The sequence below is a fragment of the [Bacillus] caldolyticus genome (genome assembly GCF_003595605.1).
In the GTDB taxonomy this organism is placed as follows: domain Bacteria; phylum Bacillota; class Bacilli; order Bacillales; family Anoxybacillaceae; genus Geobacillus; species Geobacillus thermoleovorans.
Map to the genome: position 1 here is coordinate 1,519,331 of NZ_CP025074.1, position 19,051 is coordinate 1,538,381.

Annotated in this window: 20 protein-coding genes; 12 read left to right on the forward strand and 8 right to left on the reverse strand. The window is 53.2% G+C overall.

What is annotated here, in order from left to right:
- The first annotated feature begins 6 nt into the window (after positions 1–6).
- From CWI35_RS08010 to CWI35_RS08035, 6 genes are all read left to right on the forward strand, one after another.
- Entirely contained in the window at positions 7–135 is a 129-nt protein-coding gene (locus CWI35_RS08010) for a phosphate transporter (RefSeq protein WP_013522957.1), read from the forward strand.
- 129 nt (positions 136–264) lie between these two features.
- Positions 265–1,425 carry a sulfate adenylyltransferase gene (gene sat / locus CWI35_RS08015; RefSeq protein WP_119877641.1) on the forward strand — a complete coding sequence of 387 codons (1,161 nt, stop codon included), beginning with the start codon at positions 265–267 and terminating at the stop codon, positions 1,423–1,425.
- 12 nt (positions 1,426–1,437) lie between these two features.
- Positions 1,438–2,049 (forward strand): adenylyl-sulfate kinase, encoded by a 612-nt coding sequence (cysC, locus tag CWI35_RS08020; RefSeq protein WP_011229918.1) that lies wholly within the window; start codon positions 1,438–1,440, stop codon positions 2,047–2,049.
- A 148-nt stretch (positions 2,050–2,197) separates the two neighbouring features.
- Complete coding sequence (cobA, locus tag CWI35_RS08025) at positions 2,198–2,974, forward strand: uroporphyrinogen-III C-methyltransferase (RefSeq protein WP_011229917.1); 777 nt, start codon at positions 2,198–2,200, stop codon at positions 2,972–2,974.
- A gap of 10 nt (positions 2,975–2,984) precedes the next feature.
- Positions 2,985–3,731: a sirohydrochlorin chelatase gene (locus tag CWI35_RS08030; protein WP_011229916.1), complete on the forward strand. Its 747-nt coding sequence runs from the start codon at positions 2,985–2,987 to the stop codon at positions 3,729–3,731.
- Between the two features lie 88 nt (positions 3,732–3,819).
- Positions 3,820–4,104 (forward strand): acylphosphatase, encoded by a 285-nt coding sequence (locus CWI35_RS08035; RefSeq protein ID WP_011229915.1) that lies wholly within the window; start codon positions 3,820–3,822, stop codon positions 4,102–4,104.
- Positions 4,105–4,266: 162 nt separating this feature from the next.
- Here CWI35_RS08035 and CWI35_RS08045 read toward each other — a convergent pair whose 3' ends face one another.
- Positions 4,267–5,034 carry an arginase family protein gene (locus CWI35_RS08045; RefSeq protein WP_011229913.1) on the reverse strand — a complete coding sequence of 256 codons (768 nt, stop codon included), beginning with the start codon at positions 5,032–5,034 and terminating at the stop codon, positions 4,267–4,269.
- A gap of 165 nt (positions 5,035–5,199) precedes the next feature.
- Between CWI35_RS08045 and CWI35_RS08050 the strand changes: the two genes are divergently transcribed.
- Entirely contained in the window at positions 5,200–5,547 is a 348-nt protein-coding gene (locus CWI35_RS08050) for a YojF family protein (protein ID WP_011229912.1), read from the forward strand.
- Positions 5,548–5,560: 13 nt separating this feature from the next.
- Positions 5,561–6,214: a bacillithiol biosynthesis deacetylase BshB2 gene (bshB2, locus tag CWI35_RS08055; protein ID WP_023633711.1), complete on the forward strand. Its 654-nt coding sequence runs from the start codon at positions 5,561–5,563 to the stop codon at positions 6,212–6,214.
- 182 nt (positions 6,215–6,396) lie between these two features.
- On the opposite strand, the gene CWI35_RS08060 is transcribed toward bshB2, so the two are convergent.
- The 6 genes from CWI35_RS08060 to CWI35_RS08085 all read right to left on the reverse strand — a co-directional run bounded on the left by CWI35_RS08060 (position 6,397) and on the right by CWI35_RS08085 (position 12,939).
- A complete protein-coding gene (locus CWI35_RS08060) occupies positions 6,397–6,978 on the reverse strand; it encodes a PhzF family phenazine biosynthesis protein (protein ID WP_231847802.1) in 582 nt (193 codons plus the stop codon).
- A 213-nt stretch (positions 6,979–7,191) separates the two neighbouring features.
- Positions 7,192–8,247: an RNA-guided endonuclease TnpB family protein gene (locus CWI35_RS08065; RefSeq protein WP_011229909.1), complete on the reverse strand. Its 1,056-nt coding sequence runs from the start codon at positions 8,245–8,247 to the stop codon at positions 7,192–7,194.
- A 246-nt stretch (positions 8,248–8,493) separates the two neighbouring features.
- Positions 8,494–9,135 (reverse strand): precorrin-2 dehydrogenase/sirohydrochlorin ferrochelatase family protein, encoded by a 642-nt coding sequence (locus tag CWI35_RS08070; protein ID WP_119877642.1) that lies wholly within the window; start codon positions 9,133–9,135, stop codon positions 8,494–8,496.
- 228 nt (positions 9,136–9,363) lie between these two features.
- Positions 9,364–9,933 carry a hypothetical protein gene (locus CWI35_RS08075; protein ID WP_020279490.1) on the reverse strand — a complete coding sequence of 190 codons (570 nt, stop codon included), beginning with the start codon at positions 9,931–9,933 and terminating at the stop codon, positions 9,364–9,366.
- A 176-nt stretch (positions 9,934–10,109) separates the two neighbouring features.
- On the reverse strand, positions 10,110–10,481 hold the full coding sequence (locus CWI35_RS08080; RefSeq protein ID WP_013522951.1) for a DnaJ family domain-containing protein: 372 nt from the start codon (positions 10,479–10,481) through the stop codon (positions 10,110–10,112).
- A gap of 1 nt (position 10,482) precedes the next feature.
- A complete protein-coding gene (locus CWI35_RS08085; RefSeq protein ID WP_119877643.1) occupies positions 10,483–12,939 on the reverse strand; it encodes a putative bifunctional diguanylate cyclase/phosphodiesterase in 2,457 nt (818 codons plus the stop codon).
- Positions 12,940–13,283: 344 nt separating this feature from the next.
- Between CWI35_RS08085 and CWI35_RS08090 the strand changes: the two genes are divergently transcribed.
- Together CWI35_RS08090 and mreBH are read left to right on the forward strand one after the other, a co-directional pair.
- Positions 13,284–13,736: a C40 family peptidase gene (locus tag CWI35_RS08090; RefSeq protein WP_021321840.1), complete on the forward strand. Its 453-nt coding sequence runs from the start codon at positions 13,284–13,286 to the stop codon at positions 13,734–13,736.
- Positions 13,737–14,044: 308 nt separating this feature from the next.
- Entirely contained in the window at positions 14,045–15,052 is a 1,008-nt protein-coding gene (mreBH, locus tag CWI35_RS08095; RefSeq protein WP_011229903.1) for a rod-share determining protein MreBH, read from the forward strand.
- Positions 15,053–15,346: 294 nt separating this feature from the next.
- Here the strand turns inward: mreBH and CWI35_RS08100 are convergent, their stop codons facing one another.
- Positions 15,347–17,020 carry an L-lactate permease gene (locus tag CWI35_RS08100; RefSeq protein WP_011229902.1) on the reverse strand — a complete coding sequence of 558 codons (1,674 nt, stop codon included), beginning with the start codon at positions 17,018–17,020 and terminating at the stop codon, positions 15,347–15,349.
- Positions 17,021–17,481: 461 nt separating this feature from the next.
- Here CWI35_RS08100 and CWI35_RS08105 point away from each other — a divergent pair, with 461 nt between their 5' ends.
- Complete coding sequence (locus CWI35_RS08105; protein ID WP_011229900.1) at positions 17,482–18,207, forward strand: FadR/GntR family transcriptional regulator; 726 nt, start codon at positions 17,482–17,484, stop codon at positions 18,205–18,207.
- Between the two features lie 116 nt (positions 18,208–18,323).
- A complete protein-coding gene (locus CWI35_RS08110) occupies positions 18,324–19,043 on the forward strand; it encodes a (Fe-S)-binding protein (RefSeq protein ID WP_014194875.1) in 720 nt (239 codons plus the stop codon).
- Positions 19,044–19,051: the final 8 nt, after the last annotated feature.

Sequence of the window (19,051 nt, forward strand, 5' to 3'; positions counted from 1 at the left end):
AACGATATGCTCCTTGCCATTGCTTTGATCGCTTCCTTTTTCTTCGCGATGAACATCGAGGCGAGCGGCGCGGCGGCCTCGATAGGCGTCGCTGACGAATCGGACGCCATTCCGAATCGTCAAGCTGCTGTTTGACAGCGACGTCTATACGGTCATCGCCATCTTGAGCGTCTGCTTGGCGTCATTAGCCTGAAAAAAGAGCGCTTGCCTCATGAACATGGCAGCGGCATTTCACAACATCTATCAATCTAGGAGGTTATGAACATGAGCGTAAGCATCCCGCATGGCGACACATTGATCAATCGTTGGAATCCGGACTATCCGCTTGATGAGGCGACCAAAACGATCGAGCTCTCCAAAGCCGAACTGAGCGACTTGGAGCTGATCGGAACGGGCGCCTACAGCCCTCTCACTGGTTTTTTAACGAAAACGGATTACGACGCGGTTGTTGAAACAATGCGTCTGTCTGACGGCACCGTCTGGAGCATTCCGATCACGCTCGCGGTAACAGAAGAAAAGGCGAAAGAGCTCGCCGTCGGCGATAAGGCGAAACTCGTTTATCGTGGCGACGTCTACGGCGTCATTGAGATCGCTGACATTTACCGCCCAGACAAAACGAAAGAAGCGAAGCTCGTTTATAAAACGGATGAACTTGCTCACCCAGGCGTGCGCAAACTGTTTGAAAAACCGGATGTGTATGTCGGCGGGGAGATTACGCTTGTCAAACGGACCGACAAAGGCCAATTCGCCTCGTTTTATTTTGATCCAGCAGAAACGCGGAAAAAGTTTGCTGAGTTTGGCTGGAACACCGTTGTCGGCTTCCAAACGCGCAATCCGGTTCACCGCGCCCATGAATACATTCAAAAATGCGCGCTCGAGATCGTTGATGGCTTGTTTTTAAACCCACTCGTCGGCGAAACGAAAGCGGACGATATTCCGGCTGACATCCGGATGGAAAGCTATCAAGTGCTGCTGGAAAACTATTACCCGAAAGACCGCGTTTTCCTCGGCGTCTTCCAAGCTGCGATGCGCTATGCCGGTCCGCGTGAAGCCATTTTCCACGCGATGGTGCGCAAAAATTTCGGCTGCACGCACTTCATCGTCGGCCGCGACCACGCTGGTGTCGGCAATTATTACGGTACGTATGATGCGCAAAAAATCTTCTTGAACTTTACGGCTGAAGAGCTTGGCATTACGCCGCTCTTTTTCGAACATAGCTTTTACTGCACGAAATGCGAAGGGATGGCATCGACAAAAACGTGTCCGCATGACGCGAAATACCATGTCGTCCTTTCCGGCACGAAAGTTCGTGAAATGCTGCGCAACGGCCAAGTGCCGCCGAGCACGTTCAGCCGCCCGGAAGTGGCAGCCGTCTTGATCAAAGGGCTGCAAGAACGCGAAACGGTCGCCCCGTCAGCGCGCTAAAGGAGGATCGCGATGAGCACGAACATCGTTTGGCATCACACATCGGTCACAAAAGAAGATCGTCGCAAGCGCAACGGCCATCATAGCGCCATCCTTTGGTTCACCGGGCTGTCCGGCTCCGGCAAATCGACGGTGGCCAACGCTGTCTCCAGACGACTGTTTGAGCTCGGCATTCAGAATTATGTCTTAGACGGCGACAACATCCGGCACGGGCTCAATAAAGATCTCGGCTTTTCCGCCGCCGACCGGACGGAAAACATCCGCCGCATCGGCGAAGTGGCAAAGCTGTTTGTCGACAGCGGCCAGTTTGTGCTGACGGCGTTCATCTCGCCGTTTGCCGAAGACCGGGCGCTCGTCCGCCGCTTAGTCGAAGAAGACGAGTTTATCGAAATTTACGTCAACTGCCCGCTTGAAGAATGCGAAAAGCGCGATCCGAAAGGGCTGTATCAAAAAGCTCGCCGCGGGGAAATCCGTGAATTTACGGGCATCGACTCGCCGTACGAAGCGCCGGAAGCACCGGAGCTGACGATCGAAACACACCGTTATTCGGTTGACGAATGTGCCGAGCAAGTGCTCGCCTACCTGCGCGAGCGAGGAATGATCCCGGCCGCGAAAACAGACTGATTCCCCCGTCCTCTGCCAAAAAAGAACGGGAGGTCATTTGACAAGGTCGTTTTCATCCCAAGGCAGACCATTTACAATAAAAGCAGCCGAGCATCCATGCCGCTTTCCAGCGGCTGGCTGAATCATGCACGAAGGGGCTGAAACAACGATGGGCAAAGTATATCTTGTCGGCGCCGGCCCCGGCGACCCGGAACTCATTACCGTCAAAGGATTAAAATGCATCCAGCAAGCGGATGTCATTTTGTACGACCGTCTCATCAATGAAGAGTTGCTTTCATATGCCAAGCCGGACGCCGAACTCATCTTTTGCGGCAAGCTGCCCGGCTTTCATGCCATGCAGCAGGAAACGATCAACCATGCGCTCGTCTGGCATGCCAAAAAAGGAAAAACGGTCGTCCGCTTAAAGGGCGGCGATCCGTTCGTGTTCGGGCGCGGCGGCGAAGAGGCCGAGGCGCTGGCCAAACATGGGATCGAATTTGAGATCGTTCCCGGCATCACCTCCGCCATCGCGGCGGCGGCTTATGCCGGCATCCCTGTCACCCATCGCGCGTTCAGCTCAAGCGTCGCCTTTGTCACCGGGCATCGGCGCGACGGAAGTCGTGACGAGATCAAATGGGAAAGCCTCGCCAAAGGCATCGATACGATCGCCATTTACATGGGGGTTCATCACTTGCCATACATTTGCGGCCAGCTGATGAAATACGGCAAAGCGCCGGAGACGCCGGCGGCGGTCATCGAATGGGGAACGACAACTGCTCAACGCACCGTCACCGGCACGCTCGCGACGATCGCCGGAATCGCCGCCAAGGAAAACATCCAAAATCCGAGCATGATCATGATCGGAGACGTCGTCCGGCTGCGCGCCAACATTCAATGGTTTGAGCCGTTGCTTGCGTCATCCGCAGCCGCTGGCGCAACATCGTGAGGCGATGGCGATGGAAGCTGTTTTATATGTCAGCCACGGCAGCCGCATTGCCGCCGCGCGCCATGAAGCGGCGCGTTTCGTCGAACAGTGCCGGAGGGCCATCGATATTCCGATTCAAGAGCTATGCTTTGTCGAGCTCGCGGAACCGGACATTGTCACCGGCGTTGACCGTTGTGTCGCCCAAGGGGCGACACGCGTCATCGTCGTTCCGCTTCTCCTTCTTTCTGCAGGGCATGCCAAACACGATATTCCAGCAGCATTGGACATCGCGAGACGGCGCCATCCGTCCGTTGATATCCTCTGTGGCGCTCCGTTCGGCGTCCATGAAGCAATGATCGACATCATGATCGACCGCATCAGCGAACAGTCCGCACCGCTTGACGGTGAATCGATGATCCTTCTTGTCGGCCGCGGCAGCAGTGATCCAGACACGAAGCGCGACATGTCCGCCATCGCTGCGCTTTTAAAAGAAAAAACGAACGTGCCGCACGTGGACGTTTGTTTTCTCGCTGCCATCCGCCCGACGCTTGATGAAGGGCTCGAACGGGCCCACGCATCGGCGTATCGGCGTGTGTTTGTCGTCCCGTACTTATTGTTTACCGGCGTCTTAATGAAAACGATCGAACGGAGGCTGCAGGGGTTCTCTGTTTCCGACAAGCAGTGGCATTTATGCTCTTACCTAGGCGATCACCCGCGGCTTGTGCTGCTCATTCAACAACAAGTATTATCGCTATCATCCGTAAAAAAAGGAGCTTGAACCATCAAGCTCCTTTTTTCATGTATTTTCCGCCTCATCTATTATATGATGGAAGCAGAACAACCGTGATGAAGGAGGACTCATCGGCGTGAAAAGAGTTCATGTCATCGTGGAAGGGCGCGTGCAAGGCGTCGGGTTTCGATACTTCGTCCAACACGAAGCGCTAAAACGGCAGCTGACCGGTTGGGTGAAAAACAATGATGACGGAACAGTGGAAATGGAAGTTCAGGGGAATGAAAGCGCCCTTCAACTCTTTTTGGACACCATTGAAGCCGGAACGATGTTTGCCAAAGTCGCCCGCATGCACATCGAGCCGCGCGATGTCCGCTCCGATGAAAAACAATTTCGCATTATGTACGGGAGCGGCTTTTGACAACTAGGCTCATCCCCTCAAGCAGCGGCCTTCCCGGCTTTTTCGGCCATCGGGCCGGCAGAAGCGCCGGCCCGATGGCCAAAATCCGAAGGGACAGCGTCTTCCTTGCTTTTCTGATCGCCAAACCAAAAGCGGTTCTGCCTTTCCCGCGCTTCTCGCCGCTCACGCCGGCCGCAAATGCGGCGCCGCATAGTGGAAATATGTCTCCAAGATGGCCATGTTCGCCTGCTCATTTTTTCCCCGCGCTTCGCGACAAAGCGGGTCGAACATGTCGACAGCGGAGGGCGGGTATTCGCCGCATATGTCCACGCCGAGCACTTTTTTATGGAATAAAAGCAACCGCAGGCAGGCGAGCAGCTGGGATAGCGGAATCACTCCTTGATCCCAGTTCGTGACCGCGTCTTCGCGGCGAAGAGCGTCTTTATCGATGCTGATATAGATGCTTCCGGTCGGGATGGCCTCGATGAGCGCTTTTGGCCATTCATCATGATCATCAAATGGAAGAACAGTCATGTTCGGAGATAAACGGAGTTGATGCGAAGAAGCAGTTGGGCCAACGATAACGACTTTTTGCAACCGCGGATGCTTAAGTGCATAGGAGACCCATGAGCCGCACGAAATGACATCATCCCCTCCTTCAGCATCCGTATGGCGGTCAAAAAGCACAAGCGTAAACGGTTCGTTGATTTCTTTAAGCAATAAATACGTGACATAATGATAGTTGCCGCTGCCGATCAGCACCGCCCCGCGCTTCCGCCGCCGCTCAAGCCGCCGCTCAATTTCAGCAAGCGCCGCTTCGCTGCAATACAAATTCGTCTCCGGCACGTCGGCAAGATCGACCCATTCGTGCGGAAACTGAAACAGCCGCTTTTGCGGTCGGTACACGCCGTCAAAATTCAGTATCGTGACACCATTGCCTTGAACCCCCATCGATCATCACCCTTCTTTCGTTGAATCAGCATTCAACGCTTTGTAGGTGCGGATGAGTCCAAGATGTGTCTCTTTTTTTATTATACAATAGGAGTCGAAATATTTCCGCTCACACGCCTCGGTCATGTACAATAATAGAAAAACAAACAGCAAGGAGGGAGCCGCTTGCAACCGATCGACACGGCCGCTGTACAAGAGGCGCTGAATCGTTTTGCCAATCGTGACGTGTATATTCATTTGGAAACGACGAACGGAGCATACGCCTCCCATCATAACGAAGGTTTTTATTCCGTCGGCGCCTACATCCGCAATGCCTGCATCCGCTTCACCCGCGGCAAGATCACCGGCCCCGGGCCATATCGCGTCGGACTGAAGCTTGATCTTGGCTGGGTGTACGCCGAAGGGCTGACCCATTGGGAATGGACAGAAAAAGGACAGTTGCTGCTAGCAGGCCATGATGATCAAGGGAAATTGGCCGTGGCTCTCGAACTGAGCAACGAACCGTTTGTGTAAGGAGGGAGTTCCGTTGAACGAACGACATGTGCTCGTTGTTTTTCCCCACCCGGACGATGAAGCGTTCGGTGTGTCGGGAACGATTGCCGAGCATGCGCAAAACGGCACGCCGGTGACGTACGCTTGCTTGACGCTCGGAGAAATGGGGCGCAATATGGGCGTGCCTCCGTTTGCCAACCGCGAAACGCTTCCACACATCCGCAAGCAAGAACTGGAGGAAGCATGCCGCATTCTTGGCATTCATGATTTGCGCCTGCTCGGCTATCGCGACAAGACGGTCGAGTTTGAGGATGAAGAAGAGCTGGCTGACCGGATCGCCGCCATCGTGGCAGAAACGAATCCATCGCTTGTCATTACGTTTTACCCCGGCTACAGCGTCCACCCCGACCATGATGCGTGTGGAGCCGCTGTCATCCGCGCCTTAAAGCGCTGGCCGAAAGAAGAACGGCCAACCGTCCATTGCGTTGCGTTTGCGAAAAACTGCGAACAAGACCTTGGCCAGCCGGATGTCGTGCGCGATGTCAGCTCGGTGATCGATACGAAGCTGGCCGCCATTCGCGCCCACCGTTCGCAAACCGAAGGACTGATGCAAGCGGCATCCAAACGCGGCGATGCACTTGCTTGGCTCAAAACAGAACGGTTTTGGACGTATCGGTGGGATGACTAAACGTATACAGGCGCCGGCCGCACCTCCAAGCTGGCTGAACCGGCACGGCCGGCCCGCCGCCGAAAAAAGGAAGCCCGCCTTTCACATGAGGCTTGGGCGCCTTTTTCGTTGGCATAGGCAGTGAAGAAAACACCAGCCCGCCCAACCGGATCCGGAACAGGCATTGTTTCCGCTGGAATGTTTCAGATGGGTTGCAATCCGAAAGCGGCCTCGGCGGCCAGATCCCCTTTCAGCACGGTGACGGCTTTTCCTTCGAGCTGAACCCTCTCGCCTGCCACCATCACCCGCACAATGCCGCCGCGGGCTGAAGCTTGGTAGCCGACTAACGTCGTTTTCCCAAGCTTGTCCGCCCAATACGGCCCGAGGCAACAGTGGGCGGAGCCGGTAACCGGGTCTTCCGGCACACCGAGAGCTGGAAAAAAGGACCGCGATACAAAATCCACTTCTTCTGCCGCTGAACGGCTTGTCACAATGATGCCGCGCGCATCTACTTCTTGAAGCAGGCGGAAATCCGGGGTCAGTCTGCGCACCTCCTGTTCTGAGCCGATTTCCACCAAATAATCGAACCGGTTGCGCCCGATAAACAGCGGTTCAGCTGGCAAGGCACCAACAAGCGCAGCAGGAGGCGACTCAACCCGCACTGGCGTTTCGTTCGGAAAATCGAGCCGAATCCAACCATCGTTGTTTATAGCCGTCAATACTCCGCTGTTCGTGAAAAAGGCAATCGCTTCATCTCGGCGGTGTTCCCCGCGCTCCCACAGCACATGGGCACTCGCCAAAGTTGCATGGCCGCACAAATCAACCTCTGCTTTAGGGTTGACACTCCACACGGCTAAAGCCGTGGGATTCTTGGGTCGTTTGCGTCCTCATCCATTTCTGGTTCGGACAACGCCCAAGTTTAGGGGTGTGTCATCACCCCGTCCCATCGGGTTAGAGTGTACCCCGATGGGCGGCGCACCTGTGACCAGTGCGCTAGGTTAGGAGGCGAAGCCCGAAATCGCTTTGGCGATGTTGATGGCGCCATTCAAGTCGGCGTGGAGAGTGTATCCACACCTTTGGCATCGGAAGCGGATGCCGTTTCGGTTCGCTTTCTCTCGATGACCACATTTACACGTTTGGCTCGTGTAGGTTGGATTCACCCACTCAACGCGAATGCCCGCCATTTCCGCCTTATAGGCGATCATCGTTTGCAGTTGGTGGAACGCCCAAGCATGAAGGCTTCGCCCCGCTTCTTTGGCCGATGTTGCCCGCTTGCGAATCCCCGTCAACGCTTCCATCCGAATCACGCCAACACCGTTGGCGACGGCAAAACGGACGATTTGACGGCTGATTTTGTGATTTTGATCCTTCATCCAGCGGGACTCTTTGCGGCCGATTTTGCGAATCATCTGAAGCTTCTTGGCTTGACCCAGCCTTCGCCGCAAAGCCGCATATCGTCGACGTACAAAGGCGCATTGGTTCCCTTTGAAAAACCACGATTTCGTTCCCACGCTGGCCACGGCGATATAGCGAAGCCCAAGGTCAACCCCCATCACCTTTGTTTCGTGCTGCGGCTTCACGTCAAAGGTGATCGCGATCGCCAAGTACCATTTCTTTCTCTTTTTGTAGAGCTTGGCAGCCCCTTGTTTGACGGTTCCATTGAGCAGCCGATTCAGCCACGCTTCTTGATAGGAGCGCGTAACCACTGGCACGCCAATTCGCTTCTCCAGCGTGGGGAAGGAAACCGTGTAGAACACTCCTTTCTTTTCCACCTTTACGTTTTGATTGTTAAAGCAGCACCAGAATGTTCGGAACTTCTTTGCCTTTTGTTTTTTCTTTTGGGCCTTCACTTCTCGAATCGTCTGATTCACGACGGCGGAAGGAAACCGCTGCGACGAAAACTCCTTAAAAATTTTGCTCGTCGCTTGATTCAGCTCGGGATGATTCAACAGCCAATTGGCAAACGCGGTATTCACTTCTGTCATCCGTTCATACATGCCCTGTTTCACTTTCGTTGGGTTGTGCAGCTCCAGTCTTAGCGTAATCGTAGGCATGGATTCACCCCCTTTTCTTTTGAGAGTCCACATGCGTTCAGTTGTTTTCGTTCTTCGATCTTCTTGTTCCATATGATAGATTGTATCCGTTTAATGATTATACTGCCACAATAAAACAGAAAAATGGTGGCTCTAAGCGATCCTCTTAAAGGATTACCGAGTCATGCCGTCTTTCATCCCACGATTGAAACCGTGGCTTTCAGACGGCTTTTTCTGTAAACGCATCAACAATGTATATCGGGATGCTCATCGCCCTCTTTCTCCTTCCTTGTTTCGCTCTTTTTCTTTCGCCAACAAACGGGTAAACTCCTCCTCCCAGCGCCCACTTTGCCGGAACGAGTCGGCAGCGAGCGCCTGAAACAGCCGCTTCCGTCCCTCAGCGTCCTCCACTTCGCGCAATACGATGCCGCGGGCCCGCTGCAAAAACTCAAGATACGGCCTGTACTCTTCGCCATACTTCTCCTCAAGCTCGCGGCGAATGCGGCGGGCAACCGCCGGACTTGCCCCTCCGGTCGACACGGCAATTGTGAGCGGACCGCGGCGGATGACAGCGGGAACGTGAAAATCACACCGCTCCGGATCATCCACGACATTTACGAGTTGGCCGGATGATGCTGCTTGCGTCACCGCTTCATTCACCTTGCGATCGTTCGTCGCGGCAATCACCAAAAAGGCCCCCGCCAAATCGTCTGGGTCAAACCGCTTTTTCTTCCAAACGATCATCCCCCCCGCGGCCAACGCTTGAAGCTCCGGCTCCGCTTCAGGCGCAATCATCACGATTTCCGCCCCTGCCTCTAACAATCCATGAATTTTCCTTGCCGCCACCTTCCCGCCGCCGACAACGACCGCCCGGCGGCCGCGCAAATGAAGAATGACCGGGTATCCCATTGCCTCTTCCTCCCCGCCACGAAATCACTTTATGCTAAAATGCACGAATTCCCTCCGTCAACTTTTTGCGATGGGAACATTTGAACACCGCCGTCCCTTTCCTGTTCGTCCAAGCGGTGAAGGAATCGTGGATCAAACACCTGGCCATCCGCTCGGCGCGACGGAGGCGATGTTGAGATAAAAAAGAAGCCGTGCGTCACACGGCCTTTTTTTCATTATATCATCATATCATCCTTCTTTGACTTCCTGAAGCCATTTTGCCAACCGCTCGTTCTCCTTTTTCATATGATCGAGCCATTGCGGCAACAGTTTGGCCATCGCTTCCTTGTCGTTATTCTCCATCGCCTGTCTTGTTTGTTCATGAAGCATATGGAGCCGCTGTTTTTCTTCTTTCGTCATCCAGCGTTTCTTTTTATGTAACTGTTTCAGCTCTTGCTTGAACTGTTCTTTCGTGATTTTTTTGTCAGCAAGCTGGTCGATGAGTCGATCAAGCGCCGCTTCTCGTTCTTTTTTCATTTGCTTGCAATGTGCCTTGATCGCTCGTTTCACCTTTTCGTCATCCAACTGCTGGCGCAGCGTTTTCCGTTCCTCCAGCACTTTTTTCCATTCACCGATCTGCTCTGGCGTGTACGTTTGCACCATTTCCATCCACTTTTGCTCATCAAGCGCCCTGTGCTTCCACATATGGCCGGCCGGCATATGGACATCAACGGCTTCGCCGCTCTGGCCAGCAGCAGCCACCGTCGACGGCATCGTCAGCACAAGGGCGGTGAAAAAAGCTAACCATACGTTTTTCACGATTTCATCACTCCTTTTTTGTCTAGAGATGTTCTTGCTATTTCTTCCATCAAGAGAATGCCCCCGTTCCCTCCTTTCTTTCATTCATCGTCCTCCCTTATTTTCCCCATTTTTTGGCCATTTTTGCATAAAAAATGGGAAGATTGGCTTTTCAGCGAATCTCCCCTTCTTGGCATTCAGCGAAATTTTTCCTCAATGCGCCGCCCGTAGTCGCGCAGCGCCTTCGAATTCGTCTGCCCCCGCTTTTTCATCAATTCGGCCAAACGAAGCTGTTTTTCCGTCCTCTTTTTCTCCAGCTCCCGTTTTTCCTCATCATCCTCGCAGCAACGAAGCAAGTCCTCGAGCGTCAAAAGCTCTTTGCGCAGCTCCGCTTCTTCCCTCACATAGCCGGCGTTTTTCAGCAACAAATACCCGAGCCGCAGCTCCTCTGGAATGCGGGAAAGGTCTTCAATCTCAAGCGGTTTGCCGAAGCCGGGCAAGTTGTCGAACTCGCCGTTTTTCATCGCTTCGCGAATTTTCTCCTCGGCGATGCGCCAAAATCCGTCCATGTTACGTCAGCTCCTGCGCCTGCCGCCTCACGCGCTGCCCGTTTAAGAACCGGACGAGCTCGTCATACGGAAGCGGCGGGGAAAAATAATAGCCTTGCGCCTCGTCGCACCGTTTTCCTTGCAAATAAGCCGCTTCGGTCTCCGTTTCGACCCCTTCAGCCAGCACCTTTACACCTATATTATGCCCGAGTCGGATGATCGCCGGCAAGATGACATCTTTTTTTCCTTGAATATGCTGAACGAACGAACGGTCGATCTTCAGCCGATCGATCGGCAAATCCGTCAAGTAGCTGAGCGAACTGTAACCAGTGCCGAAATCATCCATGCTGATCGTCACACCAAGCCCCTTCAGTTTCGAGAGAATATCAAGCGCACGTTCTGTATCCATGGTCATCCGCTCCGTAATTTCCAGATCTAAATGGTGCGGCGGCAGCCCGGCGTCGGCGAGCAGGCGGGCGAGTTTATCCACAAATCGGCGGCTTTCAAATTCATATGGCGATAAGTTGATGGAAACGGACAAGTCAGGAAAACGATCAAGCAGTTGCTTCGTCTGCTCACAAGCCGTGCGGATGACCCATTCATTGATCGGGATGATCATGCCGGTCTGTTCGGCAACCGGGATAAACAATGACGGCGAAACCATCCCTTTTTCCGGATGGCGCCAGCGAATCAACGCCTCCATGCCGATCACTTGCCGGTCGTGAAGCCGAATTTGCGGCTGATAGTACAATTCAAATTCCTCATTTTCAAGCGCACGCCGCAAGTCGCGTTCCATCGCCATCTTTTCATTGAGACGAATCGCCATCGGCTCCGTGAAAAAGAGAAAATCGCTCGCCGCTTTTTTTCGCGCCTCGTAGCGGGCAATATCCGCCTTGCGAATCAACGTTTTTGCATCCTCCCCATCTTTTGGGTAGACGCTGATGCCGATGTTCACGGTCACATACAATTCCATCCCATTGACGACAATCGGTTCGTCCGCCGCCTCAATGAGCTGTTTCGCCATTTCTTCAGCCTTTTGATGTGTGCTGTTTGGCACCAATGCGATGAACTCATTCCCGCTCCAGCGCCCGACGATCATTCCTTGCTTTTCTTTCCATTCTTGCGCCAAATGGAGGAGCACTTCGTCCCCGACTGCGTAGCCATAAAAATCGTTGATCGTTTTCATCCCACTCACTTCTAAGAATATGACTGCCGCTTCATGGCGATGCTGTTTCGCCTCAACAAGGCAGCGCTCCACCGCTTTATACATCGCCTCCTTGTTCGGCAGCCCAGTCAGTTCATCATGATTGGCGATATAACGCATCCGCTCTTCGTTTTGTTTTTGTTCCGTCAAATCGCGGACGGCGGCCACCGTCACTTTTTCCCCCTCATAATCGTAGCGGCGCCGGACGATTTCCGCTGGAAATGCGGTGCCGTCTTTTCGGCGCAGCTCGATTTCAAAGCGCTCCGGTTCCTCATGCGGACGATTCAGTTTCATGGATCCATCAACGACTAACTCCCCGATCGGCAAATGAATCAGCTCGCTTTCTGAATAGCCAAGCAAACGGCACGCCGCTTCATTGACCTCAACGACTTTCCCATGCGCATAGACGATCAGCCCTTCCATCGTCATTTCCGCCAGCCGCCGCAGCCGATGCTCGTTGGATGCAAGCGTTTTTTGATAGACAGCCAACGCCTTCCGTTCCATTTGTTGATGCAAAGCGAGCAAATAGGCAACCGCCGTCGCCAAAAACATGGCCATCATCGTCCACATCGCCTGTTTCCGCCCTTGCTGCAAATGTTTCTCATACGTTTTGGCATCAAAATCGATGCCAATAACCGCATCCACTGTCCCGTCCGGTTGACGAATCGGCATAAACGCGCTGATGCTTCTTCCCCATTCATCTGTTGTCGGATGCTGTTCCATCGCAAACCGGCCGTGGAACGCCTCTTCGATCTCTGGAAAATGGCGGCGGTAAACCGTCCCAGGTGGAACAGCTTGTTCCTTTTCACCGTCAATGCGGCCGTTCCGATTGTAGTCCGTCGCTGGCGCTGCAACGAAATATAGCTCACCGCGTTCATTCTTTTTTAACGTATACACACTCAACACGCGGCCATAATGTTGCCAACGCTCCAGCACCGCCATCACCATGTGATACGCAGGCAAATGTTCCGCCCTTTCATCGAGCCGTTCGTGCCCCATGGCGGCCAAATCGCCGGCAATCATGCCGGCGATTTGCTTTGCGGCTTCCTCATATTCACGATGTTCTTGTTTTTCAGCATAATGGATATAGATCATTCCTGCCCCTAAAAAAAGCAGGGAAACGGTGGCAAACACAACAGTCAGTCTCGGCGCCGCCAGCCATGGCGCATCCCCCCAATGCCGTTTTGCCATCCAATGGCCGTATACATAGACACCGCCGACCGTCAAAAAAAGGCCAAAGATATACAAGATATATTCAAGTTGGTTCGACATCATCCATCACCGTCATCGATTCTTCGACGCTTTGCTTTCATTATAAGACGGCCATTCTTCGCGCTGCCTCCCTCCACCGTTCCTATTTGTTCGACAGCTTACGACATTCATCTGTCGGCCATAGGACTCGGGTATGAAACACCATTTCCACGCTTACGGCCATAAAGCCAGGTCGGCCGAAACGAAAATATCTATCTATTGGTATAAGCCTTTAGGACGAGGTGCTATATTTGTAACGGCGCTGTAACATTATTTAATCCAACTGTAAAAAACAAGTCTAGTTTCCTCTGCTATACTCTAGTTGAGATACGTCGAATCGGAAAAGATTTTGTCGGGGGTTAGGGGAAATGAAAAAATGGTATTCTCTCCTGTTCGTATCCATGATCGTTCTATTTTCCTCCTTCTTTGTAAGCACTTCCAATTCAGATGCAGCCGCCAACAAAGCACGGCTCATCATCGAAGCGAAAAAGCTGATCGGCACTCCTTACCGATATGGCGGGACGACGCCAAAAGGATTTGACTGCTCAGGATTTGTCTACTATACCCATAAAAAAGTTGGCGTCACCTTGCCTCGCACCTCTCGAGAAATGTACAAAAAAGGTACATACGTAAATAAGTCCCAATTACAGCCAGGGGATTTAGTGTTTTTCGACACTTCCAAACAGACGAAAGGCGTCTCCCACGTGGCTATTTACATCGGCAACAATCAAGTCATCCATGCCGTTTCCCGTGGCGTGAAAATCGACAGTTTAAACAGCAGCTACTGGAAAACGAAGTATATCGGAGCCAAACGGCTGTAACAGCTCCGTCGGAAAAGCTCTCTGTCATATTAAGTCCGCTTAATAGACAGGGGGTTTTTATTATGCAAAAAAAAGCGGCCCTCCAAAACCGGAGAGCCCAATGCTATATTTCATAGGGGATCGGGGGAATACTTGGAAAACGTTACGCTATTATTCATTTCCTCCCTTTTCGTTTTTTATACATGAGATCAAAAAATTTTTATGCACGGCGAATGATCCTAGCAGACATAAATGACCGATCTCTGCCGAATAGTATAGATGGCGATTGGTTGTTCGTTCCTTCGCTTCGGCCAAAGGAGGTGTTTCCGTTGTTCGCTTCTTCAGAGCTAGGCATCGATTTAGGCACAATGAACGTTCGGCTGTTCAGCCAAACAAAAGGGATTGTGTTTGACGAACCGGCTGCGGTCGCCTACAACCGCCATACAGGCAAGCTGATGGCGATCGGCCAACAAGCAAAGCAGATGATCGGCAAAGCCCCGGCCCACATCGAAGTCACCTACCCGCTGCAAAACGGCGTTATTGCCGATTTTGAGCGCGCCAAAATGCTGTTGCAGCAAGTATTCAAGCAAGTCGGTAACCCGCTCGGCCTCGCCTTCAAAAAGCCGAGCGTCGTGATGAGCGTTCCGTTTCACGCCACCTCGGTCGAACGCCGCTCGTTTTATGAAATCGCCCAACATTGCGGGGCGAAGCACATCCATTTTATTGAAGAGCCGGTCGCTGCCGCCATCGGCGCAGACTTGCCGGTCAGCGAGCCGGTCGCCAACGTCGTCGTTCATCTTGGAGCCGGCAAAACGGAAGCGGCGATCATCTCGTTGGGCGGCGTCGTCGCCTGCCGCTCGCTCCGCATCGGCGGCAATCGGCTCGATGAAGATATCATTCAATATGTTCGCCAGCGCTACAATTTGCTAATCGGCGAACAAACCGCTGAACAAGTGAAAATCGAAATCGGCAGCACTCCCGGGACGTCTTTGACACAAGGAATGACGATTCATGGCCGCGATGTGGTCACCGGATTTCTTAAAGCCATTTCTCTTGATCCCGCCGAAGTGCAGCATGCCCTGAAAGAATCGCTTCTGCAAATTGCCGAAGCCATTCGCGCCGTTCTTGAAGAATGCCCGGCGGAATTGAGCGGGGACATCATTGACCACGGCGTGGTGCTCACCGGTGGAGGCGCCTTGCTTCACGGCATTGAGCAATGGCTTGGCGCCGAGCTGCACGTACCGGTGCATGTCGCTCCCAATCCGTCTGAAGCCGTTGCGATCGGAACTGGGAAAGCGCTGCGGGCAATGCCGAAACAGCTCAGCGCAGCACTTTAGCCTCTGCTGGGCGCCCGCTGGACATTTGGCACGCCTCGAATCGGCATCGCCGCGCCACCTTAAAAGACTAATGCAACATCCAAACAGTCGTTTTCCCCAAACAAGTCATAATGGAAAAGGTGTCCCGCTGCTTTCGGGACACCTTCTTTTTTGCTTCAAACAACCGACATTCGGCAAAAACGCCAGACTGCCGCGTTATGACGTTTTCCGAATTCGCTCTTCCTCCTTTGCCGCCTGTGCTCCTTCGACCGCTTCGATCAACAAATCGACAATACTCGTCCCCCTTTGTGGCCGTTATGGAATCATCCACGACAATACCGTCGATTGCAAGTAAACGAGAACGCCAATCAAGATGATTAAGAACACGCTATGTTTGATCGTGAAGCGGAACAAGTCGGATTCTTTGCCGGTCAAACCGACGGCCGCACAGGCGACAGCGATCGATTGCGGCGAAATCATTTTCCCGACGACGCCGCCTGATGAGTTGGCCGCCAACGCCAGCACCGGATCCATGCCAATCGATGTCGCCGTCACTTTTTGCAGGTTGCCGAACAACAAGTTCGACGACGTGTCGGAACCGGTGATAAACACGCCGAGCCATCCTAAAATCGGCGAGAAGAACGGGAACAACGGGCCTGTTTTGGCCAACGCCATTCCAAGCGTCGTGCTCATGCCTGACGAGTTGGCGATATAGGCAAAGCCGACAACCGAAGCGATCGTGATGATCGGGAATTTCAATTCGTTAAGCGTTTCCACAAACGTACGCGCCCACTCTTTCCACGAGATGCCGATGATGAACTTTGTGACGACCGCCGCCAGCAAAATCGCCGTCCCAGCCGCGCCGAGCAGCTCAAGCTTATACACCGCAGCGATCGGCTGGCCACTTGGGTTCAAAATTTGGTTGTTGAGCCCCGGCACAGGCGGCATAAACGTCAAGTGGACGCCGATAGCGTTGACCAACTTCAACAAGCCGTTTGTCCCTTCATAATGGCCGGTGAGCGCCGCCTTCACTTGCGGGATGCCCCACAGCGAGATCAAAGCCGTCAGCACGAGAAACGGCGACCAAGCGCGGAATACTTCCCCGCCGCGTTGCGTCGCGCGAGCAACTTGCCCAGCGGCCGCCACTTCCGACTCCGTTGCAAAGCGGAATGTGCTTTTCGGCTTCCAATATTTCAAAAAGACAGCCAACGCGACGATCGAAACGAGCGAGGACAAAATGTCCGGCAGCTCCGGTCCTAAAAAGTTCGAGGTGAAATATTGCGTCAGCGCAAACGAAACACCGGAAACGATAATGGCCGGCAACACTTCCATCGTCTTTTTCCACCCGGCCATAATGAGCACGAGATAGAACGGGATGAACACTGATAAAAACGGCAACTGCCGCCCAACCATTTTTGAGATTTCCATCGCCGGCACGCCAGTCGGTCCTTCCATCGAAATGATTGGAATCCCGACCGCCCCGAATGCCACTGGCGCTGTGTTGGCGATCAAGCAAATGCCCGCGGCATACAGCGGGTTGAACCCCAACCCCGCAAGAAGCGCCGCTGAAATCGCCACTGGCGCGCCAAACCCAGCTGCCCCTTCCAAAAAGGCGCCAAACGAAAAGGCAATCAGCAACGCTTGCAGCCGGCGGTCTTCGGTGAGCGAGACAACCGAATTGCGGATAATGTCAAAGTGGCCTGTTTTCACCGTCAGCTTGTATAAAAAGACAGAGGTGATGATGATCCAGCCGATCGGCAACAATCCGTACACCGCGCCTTGCGTCACTGACATAACCGCTTTTCCAGCCGGCATTCTGTAAGCGATTACAGCCAACACAACAGCAAGCAGCAACGTCGTCAGCCCCGCAACATGCCCTTTCATCCGCTTGACGGCCAACGCCCAAAAGAAATATAAAATCGGAATGAGTGCGACAATCGCCGATAACCAAAGCTGGTCGGCGATTGGTGTAAAATCTTGCTTCCACATGCGGTTTTCTCCTCCCCTTTGTGCCCGACTTGGCGGCGTTCACGAACGGTCATCCGTCCCCTTGATCGTCTCCTCCAGTCATCAGATGACCGGATAAGAACGCCGTCTGTCTCAAATTATAAAAGCGTTTTCAGCAAAAGACAATAGTTGTTTTTGTATTTTTTTGAACTTTCCATCCATTGTGTTTCCCCACGCCGATGTTGACAGAGAACGGGATGACCATCCTGCTTGTCGGTACGGTCGAAGTTTCTTGACGATGTTGACTACGACCCATCCCGTCCCTTTCACACTTCGCCATGCGCGATGGAATCACGTTGGCTTCCCCAAACCGCTGACGCCCTCGGCCGCAAGCAACAAAAAGCGCTTGTCTCGATCCATGATGCTGTATCATAATAGACAGTGCAGGAGATTTCCTTCTTCACAACCGGAAAGCTACTTTAATCGTATTTGAGGTGGATCCATTGGCGTTTAAACGGATTAAAACAAAAAAAATTTACGAAGAAGTGGCCGAAGCCATTTTTGATATGATTAAAAACGGAGAGCTAAAACCTGGTGATAAACTCGATTCCGTTCAGCAGCTGGCCGAACAGTTTCAAGTCGGACGGGCCGCCATTCGCGAAGCGCTCACTGCGTTGAAAGCGATGGGGCTGATCGAGCTCAAACAAGGAGAAGGAACGTATGTGCGCGAGTTTGACCCGACGATGATGACGTTTCCGCTATCCATTGCTGTCTTGATGAACAAGGAAGATATTTGGCATTTGCTTGAAGTGCGCAAGCTGCTTGAGGCAGGCGCCGCCTCGCTCGCTGCCGCCAAGCGGACAGACCGAGACCTCGATGCGATGACAGAAGCGCTTCGCCAAATGAAAGAAGGGATCGGCAGCGATGAGCTTGGCGAAAAAGCGGATTTGGCCTTCCATATGGCGATTGCGGCGGCGTCGCAAAATCCGATGCTTGTAAGCATTATGAACAGCGTTTCCGGCATGATCGTCGAAACGATGCGGGAGACGCGCCGCATATGGCTGTTTTCGAAACAAACGACAACCGAAAAGCTGCTTGCCGAACACCAAGCTATTTTTGAAGCCATTCGCGACCAAAATCCGGACGCCGCCCGGACGCGCATGCTGGAGCATTTGACCAATGTCGAAAACGTGCTGCGCCGCTACATTCGCACTCAACAACCCGACTGAGTGCGTTTTTTCTTTTTTTCAAAAAAGGGCTACGAATCTGAAAAAAACATTTTATAATAGACATATAGTCATCAGATGACCCGTTCATTAAGCTCGGTACACGGGAGGGAGAACCGATGAAAGTCTCGTTATTCGTCACCTGCCTCATCGATCTCTTTTATACGGAGGTCGGCAAAGCGACCGTCGAACTGCTCGAACGGCTCGGTTGCAAGGTTGATTTTCCAGAGGCGCAAACGTGCTGCGGACAGCCGGCGTATAACAGCGGTTATGTCAAAGAGGCGAAAGAGGCAATGAAACAGATGATGCGCGCGTTCGCCGATGCCGACTATGTCGTCACCCCATCCGGCTCATGCGCGGCGATGTTAAAGGAATATCCGCACATTTTCCACGGCGACCCGGAATGGGAAGCGGAGGCGAAACGGCTCGCAGCGAAAACGTACGAGCTGACCCAATTTCTCGTTGACGTCCTGAAAGTCGAAGATGTCGGCGCCTCGCTTCACGGGCGGGCGACGTACCATACGTCTTGCCATATGACAAGGCTCCTTGGCGTGAAAGACGCACCGCTCCGCCTATTAGAACATGTCAAGGGACTCGAGCTTGTTCCGCTGCCGAACGCCCACCAGTGCTGCGGATTTGGCGGCACATTTTCTGTCAAAATGGGGCCGATTTCCGAACAAATGGTCGATGAAAAGATCGGGCATATCGAAGAAGTGGAAGCAGACTATTTAATCGGCGCTGACTGCGGCTGTTTACTAAACATCGGTGGACGCATCGCGCGGCTCGGCAAGCCGATCCGCGTCATGCATATTGCCGAAGTGTTGAATGCGCGCAACTAAAGGAGGGA